Origin of the sequence: Paraburkholderia susongensis (genome assembly GCF_900177725.1) — a bacterium.
Classification (GTDB): Bacteria; Pseudomonadota; Gammaproteobacteria; order Burkholderiales; family Burkholderiaceae; genus Paraburkholderia; species Paraburkholderia susongensis.
This window is the reverse complement of the sequence record NZ_FXAT01000019.1, coordinates 45,930-68,212: the sequence shown is the minus strand read 5'-3', so window position 1 is coordinate 68,212 and position 22,283 is coordinate 45,930. Positions and strand designations below refer to the sequence as shown.

At 53.9% G+C, this 22,283-nt stretch carries 17 protein-coding genes and 7 pseudogenes; 13 read left to right on the top strand and 11 right to left on the bottom strand.

What is annotated here, in order from left to right; all coding sequences use genetic code 11:
- Nucleotides 1-776: 776 nt before the first annotated feature.
- Nucleotides 777-1,474, top strand: a pseudogene (locus B9Z01_RS32775) (transposase); the annotation flags it as partial.
- 142 nt (nucleotides 1,475-1,616) lie between these two features.
- On the opposite strand, the gene B9Z01_RS36735 reads toward B9Z01_RS32775, so the two are convergent.
- The 5 genes and pseudogenes from B9Z01_RS36735 to B9Z01_RS32760 form a co-directional block, all read right to left on the bottom strand.
- Entirely contained in the window at nucleotides 1,617-1,751 is a 135-nt protein-coding gene (locus B9Z01_RS36735; RefSeq protein WP_275937537.1) for a hypothetical protein, read from the bottom strand.
- A gap of 402 nt (nucleotides 1,752-2,153) precedes the next feature.
- A pseudogene (locus B9Z01_RS32770) lies at nucleotides 2,154-2,738 on the bottom strand (transposase).
- Nucleotides 2,739-3,048: 310 nt separating this feature from the next.
- Nucleotides 3,049-3,652: pseudogene (locus B9Z01_RS36515) on the bottom strand (transposase); the annotation flags it as partial.
- 260 nt (nucleotides 3,653-3,912) lie between these two features.
- Nucleotides 3,913-4,479: an MFS transporter gene (locus B9Z01_RS36510; protein ID WP_244196225.1), complete on the bottom strand. Its 567-nt coding sequence runs from the start codon at nucleotides 4,477-4,479 to the stop codon at nucleotides 3,913-3,915.
- Nucleotides 4,365-5,309, bottom strand: coding sequence for an MFS transporter (locus B9Z01_RS32760; RefSeq protein ID WP_244196219.1), 945 nt, complete (start codon nucleotides 5,307-5,309; stop codon nucleotides 4,365-4,367). Before B9Z01_RS32760 ends, B9Z01_RS36510 begins: the two co-directional genes overlap by 115 nt.
- 712 nt (nucleotides 5,310-6,021) lie before the next feature.
- Here B9Z01_RS32760 and B9Z01_RS35770 point away from each other — a divergent pair.
- The 3 genes from B9Z01_RS35770 to B9Z01_RS35260 all read left to right on the top strand — a co-directional run bounded on the left by B9Z01_RS35770 (nucleotide 6,022) and on the right by B9Z01_RS35260 (nucleotide 8,008).
- On the top strand, nucleotides 6,022-6,297 hold the full coding sequence (locus tag B9Z01_RS35770; protein ID WP_167387602.1) for a hypothetical protein: 276 nt from the start codon (nucleotides 6,022-6,024) through the stop codon (nucleotides 6,295-6,297).
- A 911-nt stretch (nucleotides 6,298-7,208) separates the two neighbouring features.
- Entirely contained in the window at nucleotides 7,209-7,457 is a 249-nt protein-coding gene (locus B9Z01_RS35265; RefSeq protein ID WP_143809130.1) for a hypothetical protein, read from the top strand.
- Nucleotides 7,458-7,777: 320 nt separating this feature from the next.
- Nucleotides 7,778-8,008: a hypothetical protein gene (locus tag B9Z01_RS35260; RefSeq protein WP_143809129.1), complete on the top strand. Its 231-nt coding sequence runs from the start codon at nucleotides 7,778-7,780 to the stop codon at nucleotides 8,006-8,008.
- A gap of 1,638 nt (nucleotides 8,009-9,646) precedes the next feature.
- Here the strand turns inward: B9Z01_RS35260 and tnpB are convergent.
- Together tnpB and B9Z01_RS32745 are read right to left on the bottom strand one after the other, a co-directional pair.
- Nucleotides 9,647-9,739, bottom strand: coding sequence for an IS66 family insertion sequence element accessory protein TnpB (tnpB, locus tag B9Z01_RS36990; RefSeq protein ID WP_085489733.1), 93 nt, complete (start codon nucleotides 9,737-9,739; stop codon nucleotides 9,647-9,649).
- Nucleotides 9,740-10,174, bottom strand: coding sequence for a transposase (locus tag B9Z01_RS32745; RefSeq protein ID WP_143809128.1), 435 nt, complete (start codon nucleotides 10,172-10,174; stop codon nucleotides 9,740-9,742).
- Between the two features lie 202 nt (nucleotides 10,175-10,376).
- On the opposite strand from B9Z01_RS32745, the gene B9Z01_RS32740 reads away from it, so the two are divergent.
- The 4 genes and pseudogenes from B9Z01_RS32740 to B9Z01_RS36985 all read left to right on the top strand — a co-directional run bounded on the left by B9Z01_RS32740 (nucleotide 10,377) and on the right by B9Z01_RS36985 (nucleotide 12,663).
- Complete coding sequence (locus B9Z01_RS32740) at nucleotides 10,377-10,622, top strand: hypothetical protein (protein WP_085489684.1); 246 nt, start codon at nucleotides 10,377-10,379, stop codon at nucleotides 10,620-10,622.
- Between the two features lie 529 nt (nucleotides 10,623-11,151).
- On the top strand, nucleotides 11,152-11,919 hold the full coding sequence (locus B9Z01_RS32735; RefSeq protein WP_085489683.1) for a response regulator transcription factor: 768 nt from the start codon (nucleotides 11,152-11,154) through the stop codon (nucleotides 11,917-11,919).
- Between the two features lie 161 nt (nucleotides 11,920-12,080).
- Nucleotides 12,081-12,490: pseudogene (locus B9Z01_RS36505) on the top strand (integrase core domain-containing protein); the annotation flags it as partial.
- A 20-nt stretch (nucleotides 12,491-12,510) separates the two neighbouring features.
- On the top strand, nucleotides 12,511-12,663 hold the full coding sequence (locus B9Z01_RS36985; RefSeq protein WP_143809127.1) for a Tn3 family transposase: 153 nt from the start codon (nucleotides 12,511-12,513) through the stop codon (nucleotides 12,661-12,663).
- A gap of 213 nt (nucleotides 12,664-12,876) precedes the next feature.
- Here the strand turns inward: B9Z01_RS36985 and B9Z01_RS32730 are convergent, their stop codons facing one another.
- The 3 genes and pseudogenes from B9Z01_RS32730 to B9Z01_RS32725 form a co-directional block, all read right to left on the bottom strand.
- Entirely contained in the window at nucleotides 12,877-14,343 is a 1,467-nt protein-coding gene (locus B9Z01_RS32730; protein WP_167387601.1) for an O-linked N-acetylglucosamine transferase, SPINDLY family protein, read from the bottom strand.
- Between the two features lie 446 nt (nucleotides 14,344-14,789).
- A pseudogene (locus tag B9Z01_RS36980) lies at nucleotides 14,790-15,153 on the bottom strand (IS21 family transposase); the annotation flags it as partial.
- Between the two features lie 45 nt (nucleotides 15,154-15,198).
- Nucleotides 15,199-16,425: pseudogene (locus B9Z01_RS32725) on the bottom strand (ISL3 family transposase).
- A gap of 855 nt (nucleotides 16,426-17,280) precedes the next feature.
- Between B9Z01_RS32725 and B9Z01_RS36975 the strand changes: the two are divergent.
- Nucleotides 17,281-17,418: a reverse transcriptase N-terminal domain-containing protein gene (locus tag B9Z01_RS36975; protein WP_085489681.1), complete on the top strand. Its 138-nt coding sequence runs from the start codon at nucleotides 17,281-17,283 to the stop codon at nucleotides 17,416-17,418.
- Nucleotides 17,419-18,825: 1,407 nt separating this feature from the next.
- Here the strand turns inward: B9Z01_RS36975 and B9Z01_RS35245 are convergent.
- Nucleotides 18,826-19,017 (bottom strand): annotated as a pseudogene (locus tag B9Z01_RS35245) (IS110 family transposase); the annotation flags it as partial.
- A 1,130-nt stretch (nucleotides 19,018-20,147) separates the two neighbouring features.
- On the opposite strand from B9Z01_RS35245, the gene B9Z01_RS36970 reads away from it, so the two are divergent.
- The 4 genes from B9Z01_RS36970 (at nucleotide 20,148) to B9Z01_RS36490 (ending at nucleotide 21,972) form a co-directional block, all read left to right on the top strand.
- Complete coding sequence (locus B9Z01_RS36970; protein ID WP_085489680.1) at nucleotides 20,148-20,612, top strand: DUF746 domain-containing protein; 465 nt, start codon at nucleotides 20,148-20,150, stop codon at nucleotides 20,610-20,612.
- Nucleotides 20,613-20,730: 118 nt separating this feature from the next.
- A complete protein-coding gene (locus tag B9Z01_RS36730; RefSeq protein WP_275937536.1) occupies nucleotides 20,731-20,853 on the top strand; it encodes a hypothetical protein in 123 nt (40 codons plus the stop codon).
- Between the two features lie 60 nt (nucleotides 20,854-20,913).
- The gene (locus B9Z01_RS36725; protein ID WP_275937535.1) at nucleotides 20,914-21,039 is read left to right on the top strand and encodes a hypothetical protein; all 126 of its coding nucleotides are present in this window, start codon (nucleotides 20,914-20,916) and stop codon (nucleotides 21,037-21,039) included.
- 735 nt (nucleotides 21,040-21,774) lie between these two features.
- On the top strand, nucleotides 21,775-21,972 hold the full coding sequence (locus tag B9Z01_RS36490) for a hypothetical protein (RefSeq protein ID WP_244196217.1): 198 nt from the start codon (nucleotides 21,775-21,777) through the stop codon (nucleotides 21,970-21,972).
- The last annotated feature ends 311 nt before the right edge of the window (nucleotides 21,973-22,283 follow it).

The following is a 22,283-nucleotide window of genomic DNA, read 5'->3' as shown; positions in this document are numbered from 1 at the left end:
CCCGAGACGATATAGATCTGAGCGCGCTGTCTCGCATCAAGATAGAATTCGTCGGAGAAGTCTGTTGCCGCAACTTGAGATCGAAGTACCTCGGTTGCAGCGATCAACGAGGCGATTCTAGTTGCCGAATGTTGATGAAGTGGTCACAGATTGTCACTAAATAAGATTGCGAATGCGGGTATGCCGAATCCCGCGCGCTACACGTCAATCTCTTCATCACGAAATCAGGCGACCCGATTTCAATCCTCTTTCGACCAGATGAGATCGCCAGTTCTGTGTACGTGATAGATCAAGTATCTATTGCCTCTTAATCTGCCATATCCAGAACAAACAGTAATGACCGGTCACGGCAATCCTCAAGGCGGAGAGCAGACTGGAAGCAGATTTCTCGAGTCGGATGGAGCATCCGGTTTCCAGCCTACTGCGATCATGATCGGCGATACGCGTTTTATGAGAAACCGGACGAATAGGAAACCACATTGAAGATTTGTGTTTTCAATTGTTGAAGAACAGTGAGGCCGCCCCTCGTAAGATTACTTCTTTGCGTTACATTTCGTTACTCATGTAAGGTTATCCTTAAGATCGAGTAGAGGCCATCTATAAGACCGTGGCTCTTCTCTCTCCCGCGCGCTGTCATAGTCGCGGGCCTGCTGATATGAGGGAGTGCGTACGCTGTCACGTTAAATCGTCCGCGAAGCAATACCGTGGGCAACATGCGTCTGCTCAGAAGCCGGACCGAACGTGGCTGGACTTCGGTGATCGTGCCCGTCGACTAGAACGTTCAGAACGTCGTGGATACAAAGCACCATCTGATCGTGGAGTACGAGGTGACAAATATTGGAAGCGATCAAGGGCAACTCAGCAGGATGGCAAGTTCTGCGGAGAACGCGATGGACAGGCCAAAGCTGACGGCGCCGGATGAACGAGGCTACTTCAGTGGTTCGGACATCCGAAATTGCGAATTCGCCGGGATGAAGGCGTATGTCCCGAAACCACTCACGTCAGTGTCAGGGAAGAAGCGACTCTTCACCAAACGCGACTTCATCTACTTTGCTCGGAACGATGAATATCGATGCCTAGCCGGTGAGCGCGCAATGCTGCGATTCAAGATCCTTGAGCATGACATGAATCTGCACGTGTATTGGTCCAGCGCTCGCCCACGTTGCCATCTCAAGGGGCAATATTTGCCCAACACCACCGTCACATCCGACGATGGGAGCACGAAAATGTACTGGAAGCCGTGCAGCGTCGGCTCGACCAGAAGCTTGATGCAATGATCATTCGAAGAAGCACTGTTGAACACGTCTTCGGCACGCTGAGGCAGTGGTTGGGGGTCACGCACTTCCTGACCCGGACGCTCGGACGGGTGAGCATCGCAATGAACATTCAGGTGCTGGTCTACAATCTCAAGTGCGTCCTGAATATAATCGGAGTTGCCGGATTGATGAAGTCGATGAAGATGGCTGCAAGCTGAAGCCCTGAGAGATTTTTCGCGACCGCAATGTTCGATTAGCGCAAGCGCGACTCATCTAACTTGATCTGTCCAGCCCGCAACCGCGCGCTCAGTGGCGGAAATGGAGTTTCCATACGCCCTCGGCTGCTTTAGGCCCCATTGTTCAACCGGGCGCCGGCTTGACGAACAGGTACTGCGCGTTTGCCAACTCAGAGATGGCGGTATTCGCCAGCGGATAGTCGCACCGCTCGTTGGTGACGATTTTGCGTGGCAGCATACGGCTAAAAAGCCGTTTCATTGCGGTCGTCGCACCGTCTCGGCGGCAGGATCCTCAAGGCCAGCACTATGTTGATCGGCTGTGCACCACAGTGGATAAGGCTCTCTTCGCGGCAGAAATCCCGGACTGTCGTGACGCTGTGCCAATCCGAAAGGCGGGTCATCTTAATTCACAATCCTCAGCACGTGTCTTTTCTATAATGTTCGTGGGCAAGTCATGCTTCAAACTTCGTCAAGGGGCTTGCCCATCGAAGCCCCGAACGGCCATTTTTCGGGGCTTCACTTTTTCTAGCCCTTACGAAACGTCATTGTCTTCGTCTGTCTCGACGTCGGGAGCATCAGAAGCACTTGAACAAAAAGATCAGCGGATCTCCGAGATAGGAGGATGAGGCATCGGTGGGACTGACTGCCCAAGGAATGACCTTTAACAGCCGAGTTTGAGAAACGCTTCATGAATGTCAGTGCGACGTTCGAAACGAATATGTAGCCGGTCCAAATGGTGCAACCAGACACGAGTACGTTTGACGACCCAACGGAATTCTCCACAGCCCCTGGGGTGAGGGTGGCCGCGCCGTGCAATGCTGATAGGAATACCGTGCTCGCGAAGGATGCGGCGGTATTTGCCGTGGTCGTAACCGCGTTCTGCGTAAACGCGGCCAGGACGGCTCAAAGGTTGCCCCCGCACGCCGCCAATCGGCACGATGGCCTTGATGAGCGGAACCAGTTGTGTGATGTCGCTCCGGTTGGCGCAGGTCAGGATTGCCGCGATCGGCGTGCCGTTGGCGTCGGTGGCGAAGTGATGCCTAGAGCCGGGGCGCGCTCGATCAGGGAGGGGCAGGCCAGTTTTTTTCCCACCCCAACCGCAACTCATTTCCGCTGATAAGTCTTAGCAGCGAATGCCCGTCTTCAGCACGAACAGGATGCCTGCCAAAGCTGCGTGATCCAGTACTGGTTTGTGGCCGGGGTACTTGAAGCGACGCGGCTTTGTCCGAGGCAGCAGTGGTTCGATTGGTGCCTACAGTTCGTCGTCGATGATTGGCTTACCCATCTCCTCGATCCGTCTGTCACGATGGTCAAGATTAATCTATGGTCACCCCCATTTTTTGCAACATTGATGTTGATGTGTGGGTGGTTTGCAAAAATCTATTCGACGCCGTTGTGAGGGACGTTCTTCGCGCCACGACGAGAATCGCGCCTTGCGGTCCTGATAACAGCTGCAGCTTCAGGAAGCTCGTTAGCCTTTCAGGATTTCCATCGAGCCGTTTAGCCATTCACGTCATCAATTATCCGTGGTCGCAAAACCAGACCGATTGATTTCATCAAACTATCGGCAACAGTTCGTCACGACGCTGGACTGGACGCCTTCGTTCGAACACCGTGTTAGAGCTCGCAATTGCCCATGTAATTCGTGCAAGCTTGCTGGCTAGGGCACAAGCAACTACACTGGAATGTCGTTGCACAAGCATTGTCCGAACGCAGTCGACCACACGCCCGAACTGCCTGTCTAGCCGCAGCATAAACGCTCGGGCACACTGGACCAGCAGATGGCGGATATTCTTGTCATCTCGCTTAGAGAGTCCAAGCAGGTTCGCTCTATCGCTTGTACCGTATTGCTTTGGTACCAGCCCCTTGCAGCGATGAAATCTTAGCCGCATCGGTACTGCTTTCCGTCACTGTACTCTGATACAAGCGGACTGGCGGTAAGGGGGGAACACCGGGAATCGTCAGCAGGCGTTGCCTAAAACTGATCCTCAGCCAGTTACCGATCGAGCTCTTTATCGATATCGCCGATCTGCTGGGTAAGATATTTGAACGCCGATCGCGAACTAGGGCTTGGTGAACCCGGTGCAGTGCTGCGAGCGTTTGCTGCAATTCGGTTTTCGGGATCACAAACTGCATCGAAGGTCGCGTAGCAGCCTCGCAGTTAGAAGCTGTTCGCTTCAACGCGGTGATCGGTATCTTCGATCATCGGCTCGTTGCCGTCGGTCAGCTCAACAAGGTGGTCCGGTTGCCTGCATGCAAAAGGGGCTGACTATCTTAACGCCATTGCAAAAACAGGCAAGCCATGGATGAGTCCATCCAGACGGCTTGCCTGGTAAAGCAGTTACTCGTTAGCGAAGAGGAATGCAGGCGGTATCCAATGCGGTGCGTCGCTGTGAATTTTATCGCTTGCGGGAATTTCGTCAGGTTCCGCGTTCACACCGCAAGTTCTCTCTCCTGGTTTGCTGGTCGTGTTCTATCTGTTTTTTCGCCTCTAATTCCAACGTGCCACGGTGTGCAAGCATGCAAAAGATGATGCACAGGATGGTTCCGCCAAACAGCATATAAAAACTTACACTCCAACCATAGACATCCATGAGCTTGCCCATTATGGCCGTGCCAAGAGTGCTGCCCACTACGTAACTCATGAAACCACGTAAGCCGACCGCTGATCCGACCGCAAACGACGGCACGACCTCCATGCTTTGCACGGAGGCTAGGAAAACTGGCACATAAATCAGGCATCCAATCACGCCGCAAGCGATGGTCACTCCGGTCAAGGTAGACGATTCCCTGTAGAAAAGCAGTGCGCAGAAAATACCGGCCATGCTGATTATCGCAAGAGGCATCCGCCGTCCCTTGAAGAACCGATCACTCAATACACCGGCAAAAAGCGTTGATGGAATCGCTGCCATTCGAAAACGGCAAAAGAAATACTCATTTGTGCCTTGGTAAAGCCCTTGGCTTGTAGCAGATAGATGGGTAGCCAGGTAATCACGCCAAAGCGGATCAGGTAAACGAAGGAGTCGACTAACGCGACGTACCACACATGTTTGTTGGGCAACACGTAGCGGCGGAAAATCTCCAAGGCACTCATATTATCCGGCGCGTGGTCGCCTCCCTTGACCAGATTTTCACCTGCTTCTGTGGGCAGGATTTTCTCCAAAGGCGGCAATCCTTCGTTATAAGTCGTGCCGGCACCAGTCATCAGGACGACCAATACCACTATTGCCGATACTGCGGCCGGCGCGCAGTAGCTCGCAGCCCGCCAGTGCTCGGCACCGAATAGAGCGAAGGCGCCTACCGCAATCGGCGCGACCATTCCTGCGCCCACGTTGTGAGAGATTCCCCACACGGCACTAATGCGACCGCGCTGGCTCCGCGGAAACCAGCTCTCAATCGTGATAAACGCAGGACCCGCGCCCATGCCCTGAAACAGCCCATTGAAGATCACGAGCACGACGAACATCCAGACTTCCGTTCCGAATCCCATAGACAGATTGACAATACATGATAAAACCAACCCGAACATCATGTAGTATTTTGGGTTGAATTTATCGGCCATGACGCTCATAACCCCTTTGCTAATGCCATAGGTGATAAGCAAGCAACTGCTGAGAAGACCGACGTCGGTTTTGCTCAAATTAAGTACCTTCATCAGATAAGGTGTGGATAGCGTGAAATTGGAACGAACAAAGTAGTAAGCGGAATATCCGATGAATACACCAAAAAGCGCGCGCATCTTCAAGGAAGCGTAGCGGCTTTGTACATTTGACTGCGCCACCGATGGCTTTGCTCGTGAGAGCAAGAAATTGAACATCTCGAATAATCTCTCTGCGGATATATTTGAAGTAACTGAAAAATCAATTTTTCACGTTGCGGTATTCCTGTGCAGAGCTGCCGTCGTGCATGACGGCAGCTCTGTTATCTGCGAAAAATCGAACGGAGTGCTTACTATTGGAATTTCGATGGTAGCGCTGACCAATCATTAATTCCAATTGGTTGTGCCATAAATCATTGCCGCATCTTTTGGCAGAATTTGCTGATTTATCGCGGATGGCAGGACTGTCTTACGGTGAAAATTCTGCCTATTTCTGAAATTCTTCTTTATGAATCAGCACCAAAAATGTCGATGTGAAAATGCACCAATCATTCTGTTCAAAAAAATTGTAATATGGCATAGTAAATAAACACACCTCGCTGATCCGATTTTAATGAAATTCGGCCGTAAATCGATATGCTCAATGACGCGAAATCCAGAGTATGACGCCTTGTCATAAGATTTTAGGAATAGGAATTTGTACAAAATCATCCTCCAGAATGGAGGCAGCGCTTAAACATAATCTGGATTTTTGTAACGAGTGGCGTCCATATTTATCAAAGGAGCTGTCACGGTAAATTTGCTGCGACGCAGTGGCGCGCAGGACATGCACCTGTCCAGAAAGCGGACGAAACCTGGCTGGACTCGGTGAAACATGCCGAGAGATGAGGTGTCAGGCAAGCCGTTTGCGACTAGGTGAGGCGCGTAGCTGATGTCGGCTGAGCGCGAAGTGCTGCCGGATCGGGCGGCACTTCGGCTGGAAAGCCTGAATACGCCGGTGATCGCCGATGCCTCGCAAGTGTCGCTCGCGTTCGCGCGGCAGCTGATGACGGCTTTGGGTCCAATTGTTCACCCAAGCGCTGGTTTGACGAAAAAGTGCTGCACGTTCGCCAACTCACAGATCGCGGTCTTCGCCACTGGATACCCGCCCCACCGGTTAGTGACGATCTTGCGTGGCACCCTGGACAAGCTGCCAGCATACGGTTAGATGTCGTTTCGCTGCAACCTGTAGCGACGTTTCAAAAAGTGACATTCTCATTCAAGTCCACTCGTAATCTATTTCAAAGGAGTTAGGGCATTTCGGACTCAGGGTGTGTTATGCGTATTTTGAACGAGCAAAACGTATTGACGTGATGGTTAGGTCTGGCAGCTCGTTCGATCTGGAGTTTCCAGGAGCGATCATCTTTTCGAATATTTTTGAACATAAATTTTGATGATTGCGGCGTCAACGGTTCGGCTGGCAAGTAGTCAGCTATTCCAGCTTGAGCGAGTAATCATATCAATGAAAGTACATATCAATGCACAAAAATAATCGCATGGCTGAGCGATAATAAGACTGCGACAGTCGACAGATTGTCGAGAGTATCGCTATAAGGTCACGTGACGTATCTCGCGCAGTTTAATACTCGGTCCGTCGTGGTAGCATCGAACGCATCCGTACAGCCGTAAATGGCCCGAAAACACTTCCACTGTATCGTACGACAGGCAAGCCGTTGCCAGCACATGATAAGGATGTTGTCGAGCGATAATTCGAGGAGTTGCTCACGGCTTGGGGTATTGCGTCGAGGAATGAACGTTGGCAAGCGCCAATGGTGAACTGAGCCGGCGCTTTCTCAACGAAGTGGCTAGTCATCTGCAGCCAGGCGGAAGGGTTGTCTTTACCTATTCGAATTATGCAGATGAGCGCTTACTGGATCGCAAAGATTGGTCGTTCTAGCCTGTTGCGTGCGATTACAACGGACTCGGACAGTATTGGCGAGTACTACTAATTTCAAAACCGAACTGAGCACAAGCCTCAAATCCCCCGCTTTCATAGCTCTGGCTCGCATTGAGTGCGTAATTATTTAAACGATTTGACGAACGTTTTTATTCCTTGAAAACCTATATGAAAGACAACCTATGAAAAAATTCGTCCTCGGTGCCATAGTTGGTTTGTCCTCTGTTAGCGTGTTTGCTCAATTTGGACAACTATTGGAATCTGTAAAAAATCAGGCGAGCCAAGCGGTTCAAACGCAGGCGACTCATGCTACCCAATCTGCGACGGATGAGATAGTCCAGGGGCTTCAGACGCAAGTTCATCAGGGTGTGCAGTCGGCTCGTTCTCCTACTTCAAGTGAGCAAGGGCAGAAAAATGGGAAGTCGGAGTAATTTTGGCTTCGACATGGATCGCGAAGAACTGCCTTGGAGATGAACCGGATCGAAACAGATGGAAAATCGGTATTCTTGCGCGATCGCATTGCAACGTGAGGAGTTGATAGCTCTCTCGCATGGTCACCGATATTCGTTGAAAACCTTCATGTTATCGGAACGTGGGGCAGCAACCATTGCTTTTTTGTGATGGTAGTGATCGTGGTGGCATGTACGGTCGCTTCTCTCGTATTGGCACTGATCTTTGCAGTTCTATTACCACACATGAACCATAGCTTGTCAATCCGCCATATTCGGCGGACTGGCCCGTTGTTGTTGCGATGGCTATCGCGATCAATCAAACTGGCGTGACGGTGAACAACATCGCCCTAATGCGCCTTGAATTGAGGTTTCGCAGAAATCGGCAAGCGCAAGATTTGACCCTCAAGCAGTTGATCGACTTTAGGCATATGCCACGGGTCGGTGAAAGAATCCAAATCGTGATTAATGAAAAAAATGTTGATCGTAGTGTTTATGTTGGTGTGCCGAACGACGTAGATCCACATCGGTGACGTCTGTGGTGAGACGGTGGCGGGTAATGGCCCGATGGGTTTTGCGTATGACTCGATAGAGAGCACGTCCTGCAGAGAGGTGACTGACGATCTGTCATATCCCGCTAATCGCAGTTATCGTATCCGCGGGTTGCAACGGAGCGATAGTGTAGCGGCAGGCTTCGTCGATCGAACTATTAGGGCATCCCGGTTGGGGCGTTATATCTGCGCTTACTCTATAGGGCGTTATTGCCCGTAACATTGGATAAAGGCACAGTGCCACCAGGTGCTTTTGCAGAGTTCTGTTGCGAAGGGTGTATTCTCGTCCGCCGGTTGCAGTTTGACCTATTCTGACAGGAAATGTCTGCTTCGTGGCCGCCTTGCGGTAAAGGGCTGGCTTTCGTCAATGCGTCATCAGCGCTATGGCGGATAGGATCGATATCGTGTGAAGCGGTATGGTGATTCGGGTATGGGGTTGTCGGCGCCAGATGCGATGACAGCGAACTGATCTGCGTTATTGATAGGTGCAGTCTGCTTGCTCGATTGCAGATGCTAGCGCTAGCTTTATGTCTTACTACAGGCTGTAAAGCGTCAATCAAAAGGTCCGCAGCAGCATCAACCTCACAACGTTTTCAGTGTGACGAACGGGTGTGAATCGCTAGCAGCGATTCCCGCGAGAAAGAATCCGCCAACTGTCGTGATAGCAGCGCCAGTGAGGAGCCAATCCTGTTATGGTTGAATCTTCAGACAGGAGATTGCGCTTTTTTTGGCGGAACACTAGCTGCAAGCTCGAGAGGTACTGAACGACGATTCGTTACTACGAGCCCGTTCCTGTTTCGAGGCTCCCAGTAGCACATCGAACATATGGCGCTCCAACTGAGGCACGTCGTACGCTGTGACGCGGCATAAAGCGCATTGATCTCCGGGTGCAGGCAAACACTCGGCGGCAGCATAATCCATCCACGTCCAAATGATTCGCGCAGGTAAGCGTGAGGATTCGGACCAGGCAGAGCCAATCGGCCTTCTATTGGGAAAAAATATGTTGACATGATTTTCTCTATTGGTTCGGAAATGGAATTGGAATTTCAGATATTGTCATTAATTGGTTGTATTTGCCGTGCCCTGTTGGCGCTACGAATTAGAGTCACGATGTGCGTTCGCGCAGCGTCGATCAGATAGACAGGTTAGCGGACTACGCCTGCTGGTGTTGTCAACCATTGTAAATCGACGACTAAACGATCTGATTCAAAGAGAATCTACATGCCGTGTCGCGGCGTTGTAGTGGTCAACTGATTTCGGCCGGGCAGTTGGACCCCCTAACTATCGATTTCACCTCGTAGGCAACCATCAAGTACGGAATGAAGCTTATAAGCATCAATCTTGGGAAGCATTAATTTCACTTGCCTACCCAGAGGTATTTCTATCAATTGTGTGGTGCAACTCGGACGCGTCAGTCTGGTGCTCCTGAGTCTTTGGCGACCATTAGTCAATGAGTAAGCTGAAAGATCTCGAATGGTTGTTCTACGGCGGCAGATGGTCCGCATATTTGGCAACCGGCACCGTGGCCGGCGGTCCTGCGGTTGGGATGCCCTTGTCGATGACGTGCGCCGACACCGGCGCGTAATTCTTCGATTCGCTAGCAGGGTGAGGCCAGACGAACTAACCTTGGTTGAGCCGTCGCGCTGCCAGCCAGATACCGATTCCGTTGTAGACCAACACCTTCAGGCGGTTGGCCTGCCGGTTGGCGAACAGCTAGGCATGGTGCGGATGCGCAGCGCCAAATACCTTGACGACTCGAGCCAGCGCCGTATCGAAGCCGACTCGCATATCCAGCGGATCGACTGCCAGCCAGGGCTCATCAATGCGGATCTCAGACGGACGTGCGTTCCTCGTTTCCAGCGGGAGCGGCACGAATGCCGGCGCCTCTGCCGACTGCACCACCGAGGTACTGCTCGGAACTAGCACGCGCTCGTTTACTTCGGCCTGTTCTACCCAGCGTCGCAGCGGATTCGCATTCAGTTTGTGATGCAACGCGATGGCCGCAAGCGCTCCCGTGTCCCTGACAGGCCGCCACCACCTGAGCTTTGAACTCAACGCTATAGCGACGGCGTTGACGCCGACCAAGCGGTACTTCTTCAACAATGAAGGGAAGAAAATCGTGAAGCTCAAAATTTCAGCTCTGTTCATCCTCACAAGTATCGTCGGCACTTCGGCGGCAAACGCGTAGCGGACTGTTCCGTTGCACTGAAACGAAAATATCCAGACGCCGATAGGCGTTATCACGCTGCAGGACAGCTATTTCGACAATGATGCCTCACGGTGCCTGTACAACGTCATAGACTACGAGCGCGCGAGCCACGCGTACATTTGGAGCATATCGCTCGTAAGCATGACCGCGTGGCGCAACAACGAGAGAAAAGCCTATGGTGTAATCAGCGACACGGATCGCGTTGTTCTGGGATCGCTTAAGGAAGAGCGCGGTATCGCCACGAGCAATCTCATCACGCCGTATATCTTCAATTTCATCAACCTGAAGTCCGCACCGGTCGAGATCAAGTATCTGCTCGGCAAGACGGCGGGGGCGTGCTTGACTTCTGGCAGCAGCCCGTGGTCGATTCACTGGAACTCGCCATGAAAAACTCACCCCTCATTGATCACTTCTTCTCTATCGCCCTGACTACCTGTCGGATCTACGCGGACAGGCTTCGTTCGTATCGCGGTTGTGCTTGCCAAGGCGGTGGCGTGGGTCCAACCGGGCTCTTCTCATTTATTTAAGAAATCCGTTAGTTTCAGAGAATTTTGGCGTAACAATCGATGCCATATCAGCATATTTTTTCGCGAAGACTCGTTAATGAGAGCGTTGGCTCATCCAAAGGCGCGTCAGGCAGGAAAAGTGGAGATTGCCCCCCACGCTGGATAAATACCCCCCGTGTGGGGGGCTCTTTTGACGTTTGACAGAACTTATCTTAATTTAATCAAATTCACAATTTAGCGCGAATGTCCGTGCGAGGCGGCGAAAGTCCAATCGTCACTGAATCCCAGTCAGGAGGAGACCAACCTTTCGACTGGTCACGCGTATGGTGCCTCAGTTCGATGCGCCCTGCTTGCTTCGTATATCCGATGCAGCACGGGCAGTTCTGTTGGCGAGAGGTAAAAGAGGAAATATGAATATCCTGTTGGTAGAAGACGATCCCGCTCAAGTTGCCGCGGTCGAAAAAGCGATGGAGTTCTCGGAACACGCGATAAACAAGGTTAATCGAGGAGAAAGCGCAATACGCTTCCTGAAAGCCAACGAGGTCGATCTTGTTGTACTTGACTGGCAATTACCTGGAATGACCGGTTTCGAAGTGTTGCACTGGATACGTCGCAATCTAGGCACCGACCCGGCGGTCCTGTTCTTGACTAGCAAGGTACTCGAAGTGGACGTTGTGCAGGCACTTGAGGCTGGCGCGGATGAATACGTGGTCAAACCGTTTCGAAGGACAGAACTGGCTGCGAGGGTCAGCGCGCTGCTTAGACGCACGCGGCGAAACGAAAACCCAGTAACGACTGTAACTGTCGGCCCCTATAGCCTCGATATCGCACAACGCAGTGTCTCACTTCATGGTCGGACGGTCGAGCTGACGACAAAAGAGTTTGATGTCGTTGCTTTCCTTTTCAACAATGTTGGGCGAGTCGTCTCAAGAGACCTTTTGGCGAAGCTTGCGTGGGGTCGCGAACTGGACAGTAGTTCACGTACGGTTGATACGCATATTTATCGCCTGAGGCAAAAATTGTCCCTGCGACCTGAAAACGGCATTCGCCTTTCCACCGTCTATACGCACGGATACCGGCTCGATAAAGTAGCTTCGCCGACGACGGACGTAGCACTATATGCATCGGACGACCCTGGAGCAGCCTCCCTGAAACACCAGACACAGTCTCCCACCTAAACTAGCAGGTAGACATGAGACTGTGCTCATGGGATGGTCACCCCCGTCTCAGTGACAAGAGTCGGCTACAGAGGTAATCACCGAGGGGAGGCAATATCGAAGCAGTCACGACTCCGCTGGTTCGATCGGCCTTGTTCAGCGTCAGCACAGCATAGGTGGCAAGCATGAGCTGGGCTGTGACTACGGGCGGTTACACCCGCGATATGGTGCGCGACGTGATGCCTCAGACGGTCGAACCGTTTCGCGAGAGTGTTGACGGCTGACAGCGAAATCGAGTGGCTGAGCGACAACGGTTCCTGCTGCATCACCAATGAGACGTTGACGTTCTCGCGGAAAAAGCGGCCTGAGGCCGGTCATGACACCCGTCGGAGTTCAGCAGAGCAACGGGGTAGCCGAGAGCTTCGTCAAGACGATGAAGCGTGATTACGTTTCGTGAATGCCCAAGCCCGACGCCAGAACGGCGCTGCAAAACGTGGCCATTGCGTTCCGCTACAATGAGTCGCATCCGCATAGCGCCCTGAAATACTGCTCGCCACGCAAGTTTCGCCAGCGAGAAAGTTCTCCAACCTAAGCGTAATCGCATGTCCGGTCATGCAGGGGCAAGTCCAGCTGCGGAATACCGTCTATCTTGAGCGCGTAATTCCCGCAATGCATGAGCAGGGCGGGACTTCCGACGAAACCCTGCTCAAGCACGTCTCGCCTATGCATTGGAATCACATCATCCTCACCGATGACTACGACTAGCGGAAAGACAGGCGTGTCGGAAAAGGAGGATTCCGGCCGCTACGATCACGTGCGGTATCGAATTAAGTTGAATCTACTTGTCGGAAATTCGCACCACTAGTTCAACCCTCGTTCGGAATCTGTCCCGTGTACAGCCCCGCCTTGCCGTTTTTCGATCGCATATAGAGCACATTCGAAGAATGCCTTTCAACCGGAGGTTAGCAACAGTCAAGCTCACAGTAGCCGTCCGGCTGACGCACTTCTCTCGCTCCACAAATCGAGCAATAAATTTTCAAAATCTCTGGCATACGAACAAACATCGAACAATGGCAGGCTCATCCGCCTGGAGACCAGATGAGACCGGTATGCCGCTAGCGCTCGCCGGTCTTCAATCAAACGGCTCGCCAAATCCACATACTCAGTCTCACTGCGTGCCGCCAGTTCTGACAACCCAGCTGCGTTTAGCAAGGATGCGGCGACTCTTGACGCGAAGGTTTCTCCAACGAGTGTGAGGACTGGTACACCGGCCCACAGGGCATCACTGCTGCCGGTGTGTCCACCGTACGGATGTGTGTCCAGCATCAGATCTGCACATGAGAGCCTCGTTATGTGGCGCGGAATCGCTTCAAGTGGAGCAAAGTACATCCGGGCTGGATCTATGCCGCGAAGCGATGCCTCAAGCCGCAGGTTTTCGGCAACCGTGATCTTGGTCTGCAGGAGCCATAGTACGCATTGTGGATGTTCGCGTAATATCCGGCACCAGATGTCGAACATCGTGGGGGTGATCTTGAACGGTGAACCGAGATTCGCGAGAACAACCCTGCCTTCCGGTAGGCCAAATTCCAGCCGCGTACATTCTTGCGGTAATGGTCGATGGCGATCGTTGGGCTGATACGAGAAGGGTAGTCGTGCGATTCGCTCGGAATAGTGGTGCTCGAATTCGGGCGGCACGATTACGGAATCGGCAATCAGGAAATCGACCGCTGGAGCACCGAATCCGGATGGGTTGTAAAGATAGGCCACCTGAATCGGTGCGGGACGCTGCGTCAGAACGCCGACTCTGGGGTCGGTCAGGTTGCGGATAAAGATCAGAATATCGATTCCATCCTGCTCAATCATCCGTGCTATCTCGTCATTCCCGATGTTCGACACACAATGGAACCGATCGAATGCCTGTACGGCCCGCCGGCGTATCGGATCATCAATCGATGATCCACTATCGTAGGCAATGTATTCGAACTGGTTTCGGTCATGCTCTTCGATCAGACCGATCATGAGGTGCATGGTCGCCTGGTTATAAAAGTCTGCTCCGAGGAATCCGATCCGAAGTCTGCCAGCCTTAGCTGTTACGTCCAACGTGCGCTGGGCAGAAGCATTTCGTGGGTGAACAAATCCTTGCATATGACGTTGGCTCGCCTCAAGCAGATCGTCTGCCGTAAAATACGGCGATGCGAGAAGCGGTTCACCGATCGCGAGCCCGCCCTTGTGCCTGAAGGTATCCCTCAGAACGCGCTGCAAATAGTCGTAGCGCTGCCAATTGCAAACGTTGAGAGAGCAAACCAGTTCCTTGCAAACCAGATCGAAATCACCAGGGTTCCATTCGTTCACTTTTTGGTAGATCCGGCGCGCCTTGTCTAAGTCACCGTTTTTCGCATATTCATCGGCTAGCTCAATCATCGCGACCTTGTTGAACTGTTTCATGACCTTACGCGTCCTCATTTTATCCGCTAAACAGGTTCAATTATGCAACAGCATCCGTCGATCATTGATTCAAAACCGGTGCGGCCCAACACTGACGTTGTAGAGCGCCTCAATGGCTACAACCCATCATGAAGATGGTATCCGACAAGGTAGCTGTTCCCGCTGGCGCGCAGCGCGCCCGATCAACACCTCGTGCGATCTCAATCACATCGACAACGCATCGCGCTGGAACCCCAAACGCCGATTCTCGTCAGCGCCGGAGGCCGCCCGATGCCGGCATTACAGGCGTACGTCTAACGGATGTGGTACATCAGCTCTTCTTCAACGCAGTTGATATGCTTCAGGACGAACATCCTGCGCCGGCCGAAAGGCTGGATTGTTCGAGTTCGTACTGGATGTTCGTAACCAAGCCACGTGTGCGACAGCGTACCTCGCGCGCGACCCTAGGCCACGAGCGAGAACGCTTGCGACGCGTACAGCTTCATGTGCGCCCCCTGCAGCTTGCGGTAAATGCCGCCGACAACCAGTCTTTCCTCGGACCAGTCGAACTGGAGTGCTTCGCCCAGATCGATTTGTAACGGCACAAACACCGACTTCGAAACCGCGTTGCCTTTGCGTTGCCACCAAGTCCGGAGAAGCGGTCACCCGCGAATAGCCGCGTTCGTCGCCGCCTGCCTTGATCTCCTGGAATAGCATCCAAGTGGTGCGTCACTCTTTCTTGAGCCGCCTTGCGTCCACATTGATTGCCTGCACCAGCGCCTCATGAAACGGCGTCAGCCAAGTCGACTGCTGGCGCCGCTGATACTTCGGTTCTTCCAGAACCGGCTCTCTTGAAAACGGAGTGGGTAACGGGGCTCATCGGGCTTGCTCATTAAAGCGTGAGAGGTCGAGTTTTCTGGCGATGAGGAACAGGACGGTGCGCATGGTTTCGAAGCGAGCGTACCCGTGTGCTTTGCGCTTGGCGGCCTGAGACAGGCCGTTGATGGCTTCGATGAAGCCGTTGGTCTGGCGCGTCTGAGTCTAGGCAACAATGCCGTCGAAGTGTCGGCGAATCAATCACGCCGCGTCTTTCATCGGTTCGACCTTCGAGCGCATGACGTTCGTACACCACTGGTGCAACATCGCCGACACGACATTGATTTGCTTGCGCTCAAGAATGCCGCGCAGTTGCTCGCGGTACAGCCACGCCTGGGCGGTGCGCTTGGTGGTGTACTGACTGACGAGCGCCCCGAGGTCGGTCAGTTGGGCGAGATTCAGTCTGTTCGCGTCTTTGAGCAGCGTCCAGCGCATGCCTTTGAGTTTCGGGTCGACCTTCTGTTGCTGCCTGCGCACCGTGTCAAGCGCCTTGGACGCGTGAACAACGACGTGAAACTTATCAAAGTTCAGTCGCGCGTCGGGCAGATGTTCATTGACGCCCTTGATGAAAGCTGGCGACATGTCGATGCTGACCGAGCCGATTTGCTTGGACGTGCCACCGTGTTTGCCCAGATAGGCCGCAAAGCGTTCAATCGTGCTGGCATCCTTGCCGGTCGTGACGAACATGACCCGCCGCGCCTGCATATCGGCGACGAGTGTCAGATACTCATGACCGCGCCGATACGAGGTTTCGTCAATCGCCACGGCCGTCACCTCAGACAGGTCAGCCGCCGCGAGTGCCAGCTCCACATACCGCGAACAGATGGCGTGTACTCGATGCCACGACAGGTTGACCGCACGTGCGACAGCGGCAAACGGCATCTGCTGGACGAGCATCAGTACGAGTGCCTCGAACAGCAGCGTAAAGCCGCTGAGTTGGCCTACCCAATCAGGTTCGACCAACCGCACCGAGCCATCGGGCAAGCGCACACGCGGCACCCGCACTTCCAGAATGCACTCGTGCTGGAAGAAATTCAGGTGACGCAGACGCTTGATTTGCGTGTCGTGTACCGGATGCTCACCGGCAACTCCAGCATAGGAAAACCGGGTGCCCGCGACAAAGTCCACGGCAATGGTAGGTTGACGCTGAGCCGCATCAAAGTCAACGGCTTGCACGCACCAGGGCGCGGTCATACCGAGAGCAGATTCGAACAGTTGATTCGTCATGGTTGCTTTGTCTTGCGTGGCTGGTTGCCGCATTCTGCTGCAACCAGCCACCGTTCAGCTTATCGATTCAGTGCGCTTCAAGGGTTCGCTTCGCCGGGCTCACGCCCGCCCTTGACCCGCTAAACCACCCACTGAGAATTCAAAAGAGGCCCAGACCTCCATGTCCAGGTATTTGCTCATCGTGTTGCGCGACAGGCTTGTGATACGCGCTATCTCGCGTACCGACTTGTTCTAGCGGTGGAAAATCCGCCATACCTTGCCAATCATCGCCATCGGCGGTCATCCCCAAACACCCTACCCGAAAAACTAGCAGGATAGGTTGATTACCCGGCGCAATTTTCGGTCGGCGTGAACAGATCAGCGCGAACTACACTTCGCGGAACACGTCAGTTTCCAGTGCGAAAGGCAGAATTCACAATTGGTGAGACACAATCCGATGAGGATCGGTAATGTCCTATGACATGCTCCTCTAGGTCACCAACCATGAAAATTCCAAGCGATCTCTTCATTGCCTCAGGCCTTTTCGCCGTGGCTGCCTGTGCGACGACCATCATCATCACGATTTGGCAACTCGTTCTACAGTAGTTTCGATTCGATTTCTTCTTGAGTTCATTTTACAGATTTGCAGAATTGTGTCGCCGACATTGAATGCGGGTTCGCGGACGCGCTACGCCGAGACTGTACTGCCACAGGTGCAACCTGAAGGTCGCTATTGCAACCGTCTCGCCGATAGAAGTTGGACGAGACCTACTGATCTGCCGGCAGTAGCTTACTTAATCGTGCGTCGCCGGTAACGGGGGCGGAGTATTGAGGACAATAACCGGGGGCCGCAAGGCCGGGCTAGCCGACCAAGGAATGTCGTGGCACAGCGTCAACTCGCGCACGACACACGCTGCGGTCAAAAGAATGCAGGTGTGTATCGTGAAGGCGACGCAGGACGGTCGCTGGAACAAAGTGAAAGTCCCGCAACGGCTACTAACAACCTCGGTATAAAACAAAGGCCCTGCTGTATGCCGAGTAACGGAAAACTAGGGGAAAACGTACACCGGGAGTGGATCGCATGCTATGGACCACCCCGGATGCCAAATATAAGGCGCTAGAGTCATTAAAGCGGCGCGGTTGCTAGCCGATGCCGCTGAAGCGAACCTGTATCTCCAAGGGTAACGGCAAGCTACGCCCGCTGAGTATCCCGACGATGCGTGACCGGGCGATGCAGGCACTTCACCTGCTCACTTTCGATCCGATATCCGAAACGACCTCAGGCGCGCGGTCCTAGGGATTCCGAAAAGAATGATCCACGCATGATGCGGTAGGGCAGTGCTTTATAAACGCCCGCTTTCACGGCAACCCGAAATATCGAGTTGCACCGGAATCGGCGCAGTGAATTCTCGAGGCGGACATCCGCGGCTGCTTCGACAACATTGACCGTACGTGGCTCATACAGCACGTGCCGATGGACAAGACCGTGTTGGCGAAATGATTGGCCGGTTGTGCGCCACCGGGTTGGCACACAACCGGCCTTTTGAGGCTTGGGCCGTATGCGGGGAAGCTCGCCTGTACGGTTCTTAGGGGCGGCCGCACAGCAGTGTGCCGCTGCTACCCGACCTAACCCGGGAGCTACGGACGTAGTCAGGTGCGTTAGCGAAACATTGACACGCAGGCCACGTGTCAGGACCAAATAGCAGTATCGTGCAAGTACCGATACGCCGAGACGAGTCCTCCCCATTCGGCGCTTCGCGTTTTTCGGCCAACAAGCCGAACCATCAAGGACGAATTAAACAACCAGACTGGGATCTCAATACTGGAGACGTAGGAACGCATAGTGCGTACAGCTGTACATCGGTCGAAATCCAGCGGCACAACAAGACAGGATTTACGCGCAATGTTCAGAAAATCCAAGGTTTGACTATTTTCGTGAAAACGCCATTCCGGAGCGACGGTTCCGAAGTAATTGTAAAAAATCCTGTCGTGTTTCATATTCACTTCATCCGCTTCGTGAATTCACGAAATTTCCATTTTAATCAAAAATAATGATATCAAATCCTAGCAACAAAGGGTTTCATGAATCTGAATTATTGTCACGTAACTGGATAAGTGCCAGCCTTAAAGAAATCACTGACTCTGTTCAAAAGTGACAAAGAATCGCCGGATGGGACAACCACTACGTCCGTCAATCAAAGTCGGGATACTTGAATTTTTGAGGCTGTTTGAAATAAAGTGTTGGCACACTGTTGAGTCTCATGTGTCCACGACATGAGCCATTTTTTTTAATTCAAATTTTCAGAGAATGTCAGCCGCCAAGACAAAACGGTAGTAATGAGATATCGTTTCACTTTCGGCTATAAAAGATCGAGAATTGAATTACAATCCTTGGTTTGCTCGCTTATATAACAGCCTCTTTCAGGCGTGCGGCAATCGGAAATCAATAGCTTCGAATACCGTGCGCCGTGCAGCAGCCCATGCAATTCGAGCCAGCTTGTTGGCCAGCGCACAGGCCACAGCGCTCGAGTGTCGTCAGGCGAGGAGAGCACGCACCCAGTCTGCAAGAGGGCCGACTCACCTTTCGACATCACGCATGTAGGCGCGTGCACACAGAGGTGGCCGTGCAAATTTGATCGGTCGGATAGGTCGAACGCTCGGGGCCTGTTTTTGCAAGTAGGATACACGTCCCTCGCTGTGGCGATCTCGAACATCAACGTGTCCGACCTGATGGGTAACGCGGTACACGGGCTGTTTGTCGACGATGGATCAAGCTCGTGTCCGTGGGCTGGCTACCGCATTCATCTTTCCATCGCGGGGCTGCCTCGCTCCTAGCCATGGAGATCACGCAATTGCGTGATCACAAAGAATCTCGAGGATTCCCTTCGTCGTGCCTGGTGCCGCGTTACCGGTCAGGTGGAAGATGTCGGTTCTGCGATAAAGCCTCGTGGCTGCGGTTTACCTGATAGCAGACACGCGCGAGTACTCAGACAGGTTGCAGTCGAGTTCCGATATCTCAGATGAAACCGCATAATTCGCGGCCGATTGCCGTACAGATCTTGTTCTGATGCAGGCCCTGTGCCCGAGACTGGTGAAATCTGTGACAGAGCCGAAGCTGCGCTTTCCAGGCAATGTCCATGATGCGTTGGGGTTGACCTTCCGGGCGAGGCCGAAGGGATTCACCGATTCTCACTGGCAAGCCTCGCCAGAAAGTTATCGAGCGCGCGGCGGCCCAACGCGGAGGTCGCTGTCTGTCGGCGTACGTCGACAAGGAAACACCGCTGCAATGGTCGTGTGTCGAAGGGCACAGGTGGTTTGCGCCATGGTTTCGCGTCAGCAAGGAACAATGGTGCCATCTGTGCACCGTCAAGGCACGCACGCGCACGGTCGGACAGATGCAGGATTTCGTGCAATTGCTCGGCGGCCGTTGCCTGTCGATAGTTTATTTTAGCCCCACGGCAAGATCGAATGGCTGCGTGGGAAAGGGCACGCCTAGCACACGACAGTCAACAGTGTCTGGCGCGGCAGTTGGTGTCCGGAGTGTACCTAGGAAAGCAGGCACATGGCACGTCGCCACCAGCGGGGCCAGGGCGCGGTGCCGAGCATGGGATAACGGGCATGCGAGCCTGGTCGGAGGAAGCGCTGGCTGCGACCGGGCATCGCCTGGCGCGAACAGCAAGCGACCGCGAAATACGACGACAGGCTCCCCGAACGACGGATAGCCGGTCGCAAACCCTGTCGTCGTGAGTGCAATTGTGAGCGAAATTTCAGGGCGACATCGATCCGGCAAGGTAGATGGCGTGGCAGGTGAAGACCGCGCGCTTACCACATTTTTGAACGTGCGCATTGCCGCATTGCTTTCGTCGAGCCCTAGTCCTCGACCACGGGGTCCGCGCTGTGGCGCGACGCGAATCGGCCTCGAGGGACGCGTCGGCGGACGCCGTCTCCCGGTGTTCAGCTGCGCCGGCTGCGGACGGAAATACACGCGCTTGCACGGCACGTCGCTCGGCGGACGCCTGGTCGTGAAGTTCGAGATCTTCGTGTCGCTGCTCTCGCAGCCGCTCAGCTGTACAGAGGTCGGTCACCTTCTGGGAAGCCTGCCTGTTCACGTCGGCGAGCAGGTGAGAGCGTTTCGCGCCTGGTTGCTCCAGTTCGATCCGTCGGGCCGGTGGGAGGGACGTGTGCGCTTGGGCGAAAGACTCACGTAGATAAGGCTTACTTCACTGCATTTCGCGGAAACGGGCGTGTGCGAGAATATAGTGCTCCTGCGCCGCTTGACCGCCCGCGCGGTCCACCATTGAGGAAATGATGCAATTACGAAGAGTCATGTTTTCGGCGCTGTTTATTGCCGTGTCGTTACTGCTCAGCGGCTGCGGCCTGTTCGGCTGCGGCGCTTCGGGAACCAACGGCGCAGCTTTTGGCGGCTGCCACGCAGGCACGCGGTTCTAGGCGGGCGGCACCAACACGCGCAACGAGACTGCTGCACGAAAACGCTTCGCGGTCCTGCTGGTGGCCTACGCCGTCGGCGGCCTTGTGGGCGGATGTGACGAACAGAAGGTGGCCGATGCGGTCTACGCGGTCAAGCTGGACGCCATTGCGTTCGGCAAGTCGATAATCCTCGATGTGCGCCGCTAGGCTGGCGGGTCCGGGACTGGCTGGCAGAACGACGACGGCTCACAGTGCCCGGAATATCCGCGCGATCCGGGGTCACGGTCACTTTCGTGCCGTTTACCGGGTTGGAGCGACCCAGGCGCGACGAGGCCTAACGGTCAGACCTTAAAATAATGTCTATTCAAATCAGATAGTTTCTATTGTTTTTTTGTACTGCTCGAAGACTTCAACGGCAGGGCTTATCTGAACAGCATTGGTTCCGGCCGGGTTATATCGTGAGGTTTGATGCCGATAGGAAGTTCGGGTTGGTTGGCGTTACGACCGCGCAGTGAACGGTTGGGCGAACGCTTCGATGAGTGGTTTCAGGCAATCGAGGGACTTTTCGCTCGGGTGATGGTGATTGCCGGAGTACTTCCATGGAATGACGTCGGGCACCGGCCCGGCCGGCACCGCCGGCGATCCTTTCGCAAGCAGGTTACGCACGGTTACGTGCCATGAAGATCTCTACACGAAGCCGCAAGCCAGGACGGCGCAGGCCGACCTAGATCAGCGCACGGGCATCATTCCGAAGGCCTGCGGAGACGGATGTTCTGCTTGCTGTTACCAGATGGTGTCAGTGCCTACCTAGGAAGAAGAACTGTATGCGATCCATTAACGACGCTATTCCAATGAAGGCTGAGAGGTCAGATGCTAAGTGTCCGCGTGGGCACATGGACACTTACCTCAATGACAGAGAAACAAGACCTTCGGAGCCGACTGATGATCGGCATCAAGCGGGATGGGCGACGAGAGTTTAATGAGGCTGCCGTGCAGGAACTGGTCCAGTTGTACCTGAATCTCGACGTATCGATTGCGCGGCAATGGACCATGGTGTCAATCCAAATCAACTTCGACGATGGATCGCTCACTACCAATAGCGACAGATTCAGGACCTGCCGACAGATCAGGATTCTGTGATCGTGGGTGGCGTCTCGATCGACATTCCAGCACAGCGAGGTGCTCACACCTTGAGCGCGGGTACCGCGTCGGCGTTCGTGCCGGTCATCTCTTCGCCACCGCCCATGCTCGTAACGCCCCCAGCACTACCTGCGTCGATATCGACAATGTCGCCGGGGGGCATGTGAGGCTGCCCGATGGGATGGAAACTGACTTTGGCGATGCGAGCCTGAATGAATTGACGACGCTCATGCAGATGCCGGGGAGGATGCCGTGTTCCGGTTCGACGAAAGCCTGAAGGTCTACCTGCATCGGGGTCCTGTCGATTTCCG

Coding starts and splice junctions, on each gene's coding strand:
- B9Z01_RS36735 (WP_275937537.1), bottom strand. CDS start 1,751: ATGAAACGGCTTTTTAGCCGTATGCTGCCACGCAAAATCGTCACCAAC.
- B9Z01_RS32760 (WP_244196219.1), bottom strand. CDS start 5,309: ATGTTCAATTTCTTGCTCTCACGAGCAAAGCCATCGGTGGCGCAGTCA.
- B9Z01_RS35770 (WP_167387602.1), top strand. CDS start 6,022: ATGTCGGCTGAGCGCGAAGTGCTGCCGGATCGGGCGGCACTTCGGCTG.
- B9Z01_RS35265 (WP_143809130.1), top strand. CDS start 7,209: ATGAAAAAATTCGTCCTCGGTGCCATAGTTGGTTTGTCCTCTGTTAGC.
- B9Z01_RS35260 (WP_143809129.1), top strand. CDS start 7,778: ATGGCTATCGCGATCAATCAAACTGGCGTGACGGTGAACAACATCGCC.
- B9Z01_RS32745 (WP_143809128.1), bottom strand. CDS start 10,174: ATGAACAGAGCTGAAATTTTGAGCTTCACGATTTTCTTCCCTTCATTG.
- B9Z01_RS32740 (WP_085489684.1), top strand. CDS start 10,377: ATGACCGCGTGGCGCAACAACGAGAGAAAAGCCTATGGTGTAATCAGC.
- B9Z01_RS32735 (WP_085489683.1), top strand. CDS start 11,152: ATGAATATCCTGTTGGTAGAAGACGATCCCGCTCAAGTTGCCGCGGTC.
- B9Z01_RS36985 (WP_143809127.1), top strand. CDS start 12,511: ATGCAGGGGCAAGTCCAGCTGCGGAATACCGTCTATCTTGAGCGCGTA.
- B9Z01_RS32730 (WP_167387601.1), bottom strand. CDS start 14,343: ATGAAACAGTTCAACAAGGTCGCGATGATTGAGCTAGCCGATGAATAT.
- B9Z01_RS36975 (WP_085489681.1), top strand. CDS start 17,281: ATGTCGTGGCACAGCGTCAACTCGCGCACGACACACGCTGCGGTCAAA.
- B9Z01_RS36730 (WP_275937536.1), top strand. CDS start 20,731: ATGTTTTCGGCGCTGTTTATTGCCGTGTCGTTACTGCTCAGCGGCTGC.
- B9Z01_RS36490 (WP_244196217.1), top strand. CDS start 21,775: ATGATCGGCATCAAGCGGGATGGGCGACGAGAGTTTAATGAGGCTGCC.